The sequence below is a fragment of the Citrobacter youngae genome (genome assembly GCF_003818115.1).
In the GTDB taxonomy this organism is placed as follows: Bacteria; Pseudomonadota; Gammaproteobacteria; order Enterobacterales; family Enterobacteriaceae; genus Citrobacter; species Citrobacter youngae.
The window spans coordinates 83,445-91,801 of the sequence record NZ_RPOI01000025.1; the positions used below are offsets into that span (position 1 = coordinate 83,445).

General features: G+C 51.8%; 7 protein-coding genes, 1 rRNA gene and 1 riboswitch. Of the genes, 6 read left to right on the forward strand and 2 right to left on the reverse strand.

All coding sequences use genetic code 11. From position 1 onward, the window contains the following. The first annotated feature begins 101 nt into the window (after positions 1–101). Positions 102–1,019 carry a DNA-binding transcriptional regulator OxyR gene (gene oxyR, locus EHN13_RS20725; protein ID WP_124021999.1) on the forward strand — a complete coding sequence of 306 codons (918 nt, stop codon included), beginning with the start codon at positions 102–104 and terminating at the stop codon, positions 1,017–1,019. Here oxyR and sthA read toward each other — a convergent pair. Then, positions 1,002–2,402, reverse strand: coding sequence for a Si-specific NAD(P)(+) transhydrogenase (gene sthA / locus EHN13_RS20730; protein ID WP_124022000.1), 1,401 nt, complete (start codon positions 2,400–2,402; stop codon positions 1,002–1,004). The genes oxyR and sthA overlap by 18 nt on opposite strands. 191 nt (positions 2,403–2,593) lie before the next feature. Between sthA and fabR the strand changes: the two genes are divergently transcribed. Beyond that, positions 2,594–3,229 (forward strand): HTH-type transcriptional repressor FabR, encoded by a 636-nt coding sequence (gene fabR, locus EHN13_RS20735; protein ID WP_003028862.1) that lies wholly within the window; start codon positions 2,594–2,596, stop codon positions 3,227–3,229. Between the two features lie 15 nt (positions 3,230–3,244). After that, positions 3,245–3,604, forward strand: a complete 360-nt coding sequence (locus tag EHN13_RS20740; RefSeq protein ID WP_003028863.1) for a YijD family membrane protein — start codon at positions 3,245–3,247, stop codon at positions 3,602–3,604. Positions 3,605–3,686: 82 nt separating this feature from the next. Here the strand turns inward: EHN13_RS20740 and trmA are convergent, their stop codons facing one another. Beyond that, a complete protein-coding gene (trmA, locus tag EHN13_RS20745) occupies positions 3,687–4,787 on the reverse strand; it encodes a tRNA (uridine(54)-C5)-methyltransferase TrmA (RefSeq protein WP_124022001.1) in 1,101 nt (366 codons plus the stop codon). A 115-nt stretch (positions 4,788–4,902) separates the two neighbouring features. After that, positions 4,903–5,099: riboswitch (cobalamin riboswitch) on the forward strand. Positions 5,100–5,163: 64 nt separating this feature from the next. On the opposite strand from trmA, the gene btuB reads away from it, so the two are divergent. From btuB to EHN13_RS20760, 3 genes are all read left to right on the forward strand, one after another. Next, complete coding sequence (btuB, locus tag EHN13_RS20750) at positions 5,164–7,002, forward strand: TonB-dependent vitamin B12 receptor BtuB (RefSeq protein ID WP_101741940.1); 1,839 nt, start codon at positions 5,164–5,166, stop codon at positions 7,000–7,002. Next, positions 6,947–7,798, forward strand: a complete 852-nt coding sequence (gene murI / locus EHN13_RS20755; protein WP_124022002.1) for a glutamate racemase — start codon at positions 6,947–6,949, stop codon at positions 7,796–7,798. The genes btuB and murI overlap by 56 nt, the downstream gene beginning before the upstream one ends. A gap of 365 nt (positions 7,799–8,163) precedes the next feature. Continuing rightward, positions 8,164–8,357, forward strand: a 16S ribosomal RNA gene (locus tag EHN13_RS20760); the annotation flags it as partial.

Consider the following 8,357-nt stretch of genomic DNA (forward strand, 5'->3'; position numbering starts at 1 on the left):
CGTTTCTGTGGTGCATTATTAAACAGAGAGCTTGATAGGGATAATCGTTCGTTGCTATGCTACCTATCGCCATGAACTATCGTGGCGATGGAGGATGAATAATGAATATTCGTGATCTTGAATACCTGGTGGCGCTAGCCGAGCATCGTCACTTCCGGCGAGCGGCGGACTCCTGCCACGTCAGCCAGCCAACGCTTAGCGGGCAAATCCGCAAACTGGAAGATGAGCTTGGCGTTATGCTGCTGGAGCGTACGAGTCGTAAAGTGCTGTTCACTCAGGCAGGTTTAGTGCTGGTGGATCAGGCGCGTACCGTGCTGCGCGAGGTCAAAGTGCTCAAGGAAATGGCAAGCCAACAAGGCGAGACAATGTCAGGCCCGCTGCATATTGGTTTGATCCCAACGGTGGGGCCATACCTGTTGCCGCATATTATCCCTATGTTGCACCAGACCTTCCCGAAACTGGAAATGTACCTGCATGAAGCGCAGACGCATCAGCTGCTGGCGCAACTGGATAGCGGTAAGCTCGACTGCGTGATCCTGGCGTTGGTGAAAGAGAGTGAGGCGTTCATCGAAGTACCGCTATTTGATGAGCCTATGCTGCTGGCGATCTATGAAGATCATCCGTGGGCAAACCGTGACTGTGTACCGATGTCCGATCTGGCGGGTGAAAAACTGCTGATGCTGGAAGATGGGCACTGCCTGCGCGATCAGGCAATGGGCTTCTGCTTTGAAGCGGGTGCTGATGAAGATACCCATTTTCGGGCAACCAGTCTGGAAACGCTGCGTAACATGGTGGCGGCAGGAAGCGGGATTACCTTACTGCCTGCGCTGGCTGTTCCGCCGGAGCGTAAGCGTGATGGTGTCGTTTATCTGCCGTGCATTAAACCCGAACCGCGTCGTACGATTGGTCTGGTGTACCGTCCTGGTTCGCCGCTGCGCAGCCGTTATGAACAGCTGGCAGAGGCCATCCGGGGATCAATGGATGGCCATTTCGACAGTGCGTTAAAACAGGCGGTTTAAGCCGTTTAGCGCCGCTACCCGATAGGCTTCTGCCATGGTTGGGTAGTTAAAGGTGGTGTTAACGAAGTACTCGATGGTGTTACCACCACCTTTTTGCTCCATGATCGCCTGACCGATATGAATAATTTCGGCTGCGCGTTCCCCAAAGCAGTGGATCCCCAAAATCTCTTTGGTCTCGCGATGGAACAGGATCTTCAGCGTTCCGACACTCATACCGACGATTTGCGCCCGCGCCAGATGTTTAAACTGGGCGCGACCGACTTCGTATGGGACTTTCATTGCCGTTAGCTGCTGTTCGGTTTTACCGACGGAGCTGATTTCCGGAATGGTATAAATCCCGGTCGGGATATCTTCGATCAGATGCGCGGTGGCTTCGCCTTTGACCAGTGCCTGGGCGGCGATACGCCCCTGATCGTAAGCTGCAGATGCCAGGCTTGGGTAACCGATCACATCGCCAACGGCATAGACGTGCGGCAGCGCGGTCTGATACATGCTATTTACTTTTAGCTGCCCGCGACTGTCGGTTTTCAGACCAATATTTTCCAGTGCCAGCGAATCGGTATTACCGGTGCGACCATTGGCGTACAGCAGGCAGTCTGCCTTCAGTTTCTTACCGGATTTCAGGTGCATGATGACGCCGTCATCGCAGCCTTCAATCTTCTCATACTCTTCGTTGTGGCGAATGACCACACCGCTGTTCCAAAAGTGGTAAGAGAGCGAGTCGGACATCTCTTGATCGAGGAACGCCAGCAGACGATCGCGGGTGTTGATTAAATCAACTTTTACGTCCATTCCTCGGAAGATCGACGCATATTCACAGCCAATCACGCCTGCGCCATAAATCAGAACATGGCGAGGTTCGTGATGCAGGCTGAGGATAGAATCACTGTCGTAAACGCGTGGGTGCGAAAAATCGACGTCAGTTGGGTGATAAGGGCGTGAGCCACAGGCAATAACAAACTTATCTGCGGTGAGTGTTTCCACTGTACCGTCGTGGCATTCCAGGGCGATCGTGTGTTCATCAACAAAACGGGCATTGCCCTGCAAAATTTCGCAGTGGTTACGCTCGTAAAATCCTTGCCGCATACGCGTTTGCTGATTAATGACGTTATCAGCGTGGTTGAGAATATCGGCGAAAGAAGAACGAAGAAGTCGGGAATGGTCGCTATAAAGTGGGTTCTGATTGAATTCGATAATACGGCTGACTGCGTGGCGGAGCGCTTTCGACGGGATTGTGCCCCAATGGGTACAGCCTCCGCCGACGTTATGATAGCGCTCAATTACCGCGACGCGCGCTCCTTGCTTAACCAGACCCATTGCAGCGCCTTCGCCGCCGGGACCGGAACCTATTACTATTGCATCGTAATCGTAGGAATGTGACATGGTCAGGCTTACCTGTTCTTATACATAAAAGCAACAGAATAGTAACATCGTTGTCGGGATAACCCAATTATCGTTGTGCTTTTTTGCGAAGTCGAAGCACAAACTGCGCGTAAACAATCATTCACAAAGCCATGCCAACCGCCTAATCTCTGGTATAGTGCCAGCAAGGTATGTGGAAGGATTCAGACATCGTGATGGGCGTTAGAGCGCAACAAAAAGAGAAAACCCGGCGTTCGCTGGTAGAAGCCGCATTTAGTCAACTCAGCGCTGAGCGTAGTTTTGCCAGCCTCAGTTTACGCGAAGTCGCTCGTGAAGCGGGCATTGCGCCAACCTCGTTTTATCGCCATTTCCGCGATGTGGATGAACTCGGTCTGACGATGGTGGACGAGAGTGGTCTGATGCTGCGCCAGTTGATGCGCCAGGCGCGTCAGCGCATCGCTAAAGGCGGGAGTGTGATCCGCACCTCGGTCTCAACATTTATGGAGTTCATCGGCAACAATCCCAACGCCTTCCGTTTATTATTGCGCGAGCGTTCGGGGACTTCCGCAGCGTTTCGTGCAGCGGTCGCACGTGAAATTCAGCACTTCATTGCGGAACTTGCGGACTATCTGGAACTCGAAAACCATATGCCTCGTGCGTTTACTGAAGCGCAAGCCGAAGCCATGGTAACCATTGTTTTCAGCGCCGGGGCAGAAGCACTGGATGTTGGCGCTGAACAGCGTCGGCAGCTGGAAGAGCGGCTGGTATTGCAACTGCGCATGATCGCGAAAGGCGCATTTTATTGGTACCGCCGTGAACAAGAGAAGATGACGCACCACTCCGAGTAACGAGAAGGACAAGCAATGAAACAGTCAGGTCAAGATAAAGGTACGCTGCTGCTGGCGCTGGTTGCTGGCTTATCGATCAATGGCACATTTGCGGCGCTGTTTAGCTCCATTGTGCCATTCTCCGTATTCCCGATTATTTCGCTGGTGCTGACGGTTTATTGTCTGCATCAACGCTATCAGAACCGCACCATGCCTGTGGGATTGCCGGGCCTGGCCGCCGCCTGTTTTATTCTCGGTGTTCTGCTGTACAGCACCGTGGTACGTGCTGAATATCCGGATATTGGCTCTAACTTCTTCCCGGCGGTGCTGTCGGTGATTCTGGTGTTCTGGATCGGCTTTAAAGTGCGTAACCGTAAACAGGAAATTGTGGAGTAACAGTTGTCGCTGTAGGCCGGATAAGGCAAAGCCGCTATCCGGCAATCTGAACCGGTAGTGCTTATCCGGCCTCCGTTCAGTCTTACTTCTTCGTTAACAGTACTCCGCACTCCATATGGTGCGTATACGGGAACTGATCGAACAGCGCCAGACGTGAAACATTGTGCGTCTGGCTTAACGTTTCCAGATTCTTACACAGCGTCTCCGGATTGCAGGAGATGTACAGAATGCGCGGATACGCCTGCACCATTTTCTCCGTTTCGCTGTCCAGACCGCTGCGCGGTGGGTCAACGAAGATAGTTTCACACTGGTAACTCTTCAGATCGATTCCCTGCAAACGGTTGAACTCGCGAACGCCGTTCATCGCCTGTGTAAACTCTTCGGCCGCCATGCGGATTATTTGTACATTATCAATCTGGTTAGCCGCGATGTTGTACTGCGCAGCAGCCACGGACGGCTTGGCGATTTCCGTCGCCAGTACGCGGTTGAAGTTTTGCGCCAGAGCTAACGAGAAATTGCCATTGCCGCAATACAGCTCCAGCAGATCGCCTTTTGAGCCCCTGGTGACATCAATCGCCCACTCCAACATCTGAATATTCATAGCGGCGTTTGGCTGGGTGAAGCTGTTCTCAACCTGGCGGTAGATAATCTCTTTACCTGCAACCGGCAAGCGTTCGTCAATGTAGTCCTGGTCCAGCTCAATTTTGGTTTTGGTAGCCCGACCAATCAAATGCACGTTCAGGTTTTGCGCCCGCAGCGCATCTCGCAGCGCTTCGGCTTCCTTACGCCATTCATCATCCAGCTTTTTATGGTACAGCATCGAAACCACCGCCTGATCGCTCAGGGTGGTGAGGTAATCAATCTGAAACAGTTTGTGGCGCAGGACGTGGTTGTTGCGAACGCCGTCGATCATTGCCGTCATCAGCGTGTTAATGAGCTCGCTGGCCGCCGGAAAGCTGTCGACGCGAATACGGTTTTTGGTCTGGCTGTCGAACATGATGTGGTACAGGTCATCACCGTCATGCCACAGGCGGAATTCGGCGCGCATACGGTAATGGCTGACCGGTGAGCGAAACACTTCCGGAGCCTGTGCATAAAATGGCGTCATTAAGCTCTGCAGACGCACTACTTTCTCAGCTAACTGGGCGTCGTACTGTTCTGTCGGAAGGTGTTCGGGGGTCATGATGCGTCCTGAAAAATAAAAGTACGCGGGGATTGTAGGGATTGCTCATCAGATGTCCAGTTATTGATGATTTCCGATATTGTGATATCCGGTCTGGACACCAGGTTGTAACAAACTGTAGCATCCGTTTTCCGGTCCTGTGAGTTAAAAGGGAATCCAGTGTAAATCTGGAGCTGACGCGCAGCGGTAAGGAAAGGTGAAATGAGAGCGTAAAGCAGACACTGCCTGTGGGTGGGAAGTCCTCATTTCTTTTTATTCGGTATCCTGAATAACCTTCCAAGCCCGAAGACCTGCCGGCTAACGTCGCATCTGGTTTTCACTATCGCGTACTATCGGTGGACCTGCGGCATCCTTCTTATATTGTGGATGCTTTACAATGATTAAAAAATCGTTGCTGTTGACGGCGCTTTCCGTCGCGGCATCTTCTGGTTGGGCGCAGGATGCTAGCCCAGATACTCTCGTCGTTACTGCCAACCGTTTTCAGCAGCCCCTAAGTGCAGTACTTGCACCCATCACCGTCGTTACACGTCAGGACATCGATCGCTGGCAATCTACCTCGGTAAACGATGTACTGCGTCGTTTGCCTGGTGTTGATATCGCACAAAGCGGCGGTATGGGGCAAAACTCGTCTATTTTTATTCGCGGCACTAACGCCAGCCATGTTCTGGTGTTGATAGATGGTGTGCGTCTTAATTTAGCGGGAGTTAGCGGCTCGGCCGATCTTAGCCAGTTCCCGGTATCGCTGGTGCAACGTATTGAGTATATCCGCGGGCCGCGTTCCGCTATATATGGTTCGGATGCGATTGGCGGCGTGGTGAATATCATTACTACGCGCGAAAAACCAGGGACGGAACTGACTGCCGGCGTGGGAAGCAATGGGTATCAAAATTACGATATCGCAACCCAACAACAGCTTGGCGAAAATACGCGTGTCACGTTGATGGGCGATTATGCCTACACCAAAGGCTTCGATGTCGTGGCCTACGGTAGCACTGGCGCACAGGCTCAACCGGATAAAGACGGTTTCTTAAGCAAGACGCTGTATGGCGCACTGGAGCACAACTTCTCCGAGACATGGAGCGGGTTTGTTCGTGGTTATGGTTATGATAACCGCACAGATTATGACTCGTATTATTCTCCTGGCTCGGCGCTACTTGATACCCGACAGCTTTATAGCCAGAGCTGGGACGCTGGGTTACGTTTTAATGGCGAGCTGATTCAGTCACAACTGGTTTCGAGCTACAGCCACAGTAAAGACTACAACTATGATCCGAACTATGGCCGCTATGATACCTCGGCCACGTTAGATGATATGAAGCAATACAATGTTCAGTGGTCAAACAGCATAGTTGTTGGCCACGGTAACATTGGTGCAGGCGTGGACTGGCAAAAGCAAACTACGGAACCTGGCACTGGGTATGTTACGGACGGTTACGACCAACGTAATACTGGCCTTTATTTGACGGGATTGCAGCAACTTGGTGACTTCACCTTCGAAGGTGCGGCACGTAGTGATGATAACTCTGAGTTTGGTCGTCATGGTACATGGCAAACCAGTGCCGGATGGGAGTTTATCGAAGGCTATCGTTTCATTGCCTCCTATGGCACATCTTACAAAGCGCCAAATTTGGGTCAGTTGCATGGCTATTACGGCAATGCAAACCTTGATCCCGAAGAGAGTAAGCAGTGGGAAGGGGCGTTTGAAGGGATAACATCAGGGGTTAACTGGCGCGTGTCAGGGTATCGCAACGATATCGATGACATGATCGACTACAACACCCACACTCAGAAGTACTACAACGAAGGCAAAGCGCGTATTAAAGGTATCGAAGCGACTGCAAACTTCGACACCGGGCCGTTGGCGCATACGCTTAGCTACGACTACGTAGATTCGCGTAATGCGATTACCAACGAGCCACTGGCTCGTCGTTCTAAACAGCAGGTGAAATACCAGCTCGACTGGCAGGTCTATGATTTTGACTGGGGCCTGACATATCAATATCTGGGGACGCGATACGATACGGACTACGTTACTTATCAACCGGTAAAAATGGGCGGTGTGAGTTTGTGGGATTTGGCAGTGTCATATCCGATCACCTCACAGCTGACAGTTCGTGGTAAAATCGCCAACCTGTTCGATAAAGATTACGAGACAGTTTATGGCTACCCAACTGCAGGACGGGAATACACCTTGTCTGGCAGCTACACCTTCTGATTCACGTCCCACCGTGCTGGTGTTTGATTCCGGCGTCGGTGGGTTGTCGGTCTACAATGAGATCCGGAATCTCCTGCCGGATCTCCACTATATATATGCTTTCGATAACGTCGCCTTTCCTTATGGTGAGAAAAGCGAAGGGTTTATCGTTGAGCGTGTTGTTGAGATTGTGACTGCAGTTCAGCAACGATATCCCCTCGCACTTGCGGTTATCGCATGCAATACCGCCAGCACGGTGTCACTCCCGGCATTACGTGAAAAGTTCGCTTTTCCGGTTGTCGGTGTGGTGCCTGCGATTAAACCCGCGGCGCGGCTCACGGCGAATGGTATTGTAGGGCTACTGGCGACGCGCGCGACGGTGAAACGCTCGTACACACACGAATTGATTGCGCGCTTTGCTAACGAGTGTCAGATAGCGATGTTGGGATCCGCTGAGTTGGTGGAGCTGGCAGAAGCGAAGCTGCACGGCGAAACAGTTTCTCTGGAAGAGCTGCGCCGTATTCTGCGACCGTGGCTGCGGATGTCGGAACCTCCTGATACGGTGGTCCTTGGATGCACCCATTTCCCTCTATTACAGGAAGAGCTTTTACAGGTCCTGCCCGAGGGGACGAGGCTGGTGGATTCTGGTGCTGCGATTGCGCGTCGAACGGCCTGGTTATTAGAACACGAAGCGCCAGATGCAAAATCGGCCGATGAGAATGTGGCATTTTGCATGGCAATGACAACAGAGGCTGAACAATTATTGCCAGTGTTGCAGCGCTATGGCTTCAAAACGCTCGAAAAACTGGCAATTTAGTCTGTTTTGGTGAAAAAATACGCACTCGGAGAATTATTTTAAATTTCCCCTTGTCAGCCTGAAATAACTCCCTATAATGCGCCTCCACTGACACGGAACAACGGATTACACGCCGCCGGGTCAGCGGAGAAAAGCAAAAATAAATGCTTGACTCTGAATGAGGAAAGCGTAATATACGCCCCCCCCCCCCAACTCGCGACAGAGCGCTAAAGCGCGTCGCAACTGCTCTTTAACAATTTATCAGACAATCTGTGTGGGCACTCGAAGATACGGATTCTTAACGTCGCAAGACGAAAAATGAATACCAAGTCTCTGAGTGAACATACGTAATTCATTACGAAGTTTAATTCACGAGCATCAAACTTAAATTGAAGAGTTTGATCATGGCTCAGATTGAACGCTGGCGGCAGGCCTAACACATGCAAGTCGAACGGTAGCACAGAGGAGCTTGCTCCTTGGGTGACGAGTGGCGGACGGGTGAGTAATGTCTGGGAAACTGCCCGATGGAGGGGGATAACTACTGGAAACGGTAGCTAATACCGCATAACGTCGCAAGACC

Bases quoted from the DNA above. Each gene is read 5' to 3' on its own strand.
- oxyR (WP_124021999.1), top strand. From the start codon at position 102: ATGAATATTCGTGATCTTGAATACCTGGTGGCGCTAGCCGAGCATCGT.
- sthA (WP_124022000.1), bottom strand. From the start codon at position 2,402: ATGTCACATTCCTACGATTACGATGCAATAGTAATAGGTTCCGGTCCC.
- EHN13_RS20740 (WP_003028863.1), top strand. From the start codon at position 3,245: ATGAAACAGTCAGGTCAAGATAAAGGTACGCTGCTGCTGGCGCTGGTT.
- trmA (WP_124022001.1), bottom strand. From the start codon at position 4,787: ATGACCCCCGAACACCTTCCGACAGAACAGTACGACGCCCAGTTAGCT.
- btuB (WP_101741940.1), top strand. From the start codon at position 5,164: ATGATTAAAAAATCGTTGCTGTTGACGGCGCTTTCCGTCGCGGCATCT.
- murI (WP_124022002.1), top strand. From the start codon at position 6,947: ATGGCTACCCAACTGCAGGACGGGAATACACCTTGTCTGGCAGCTACA.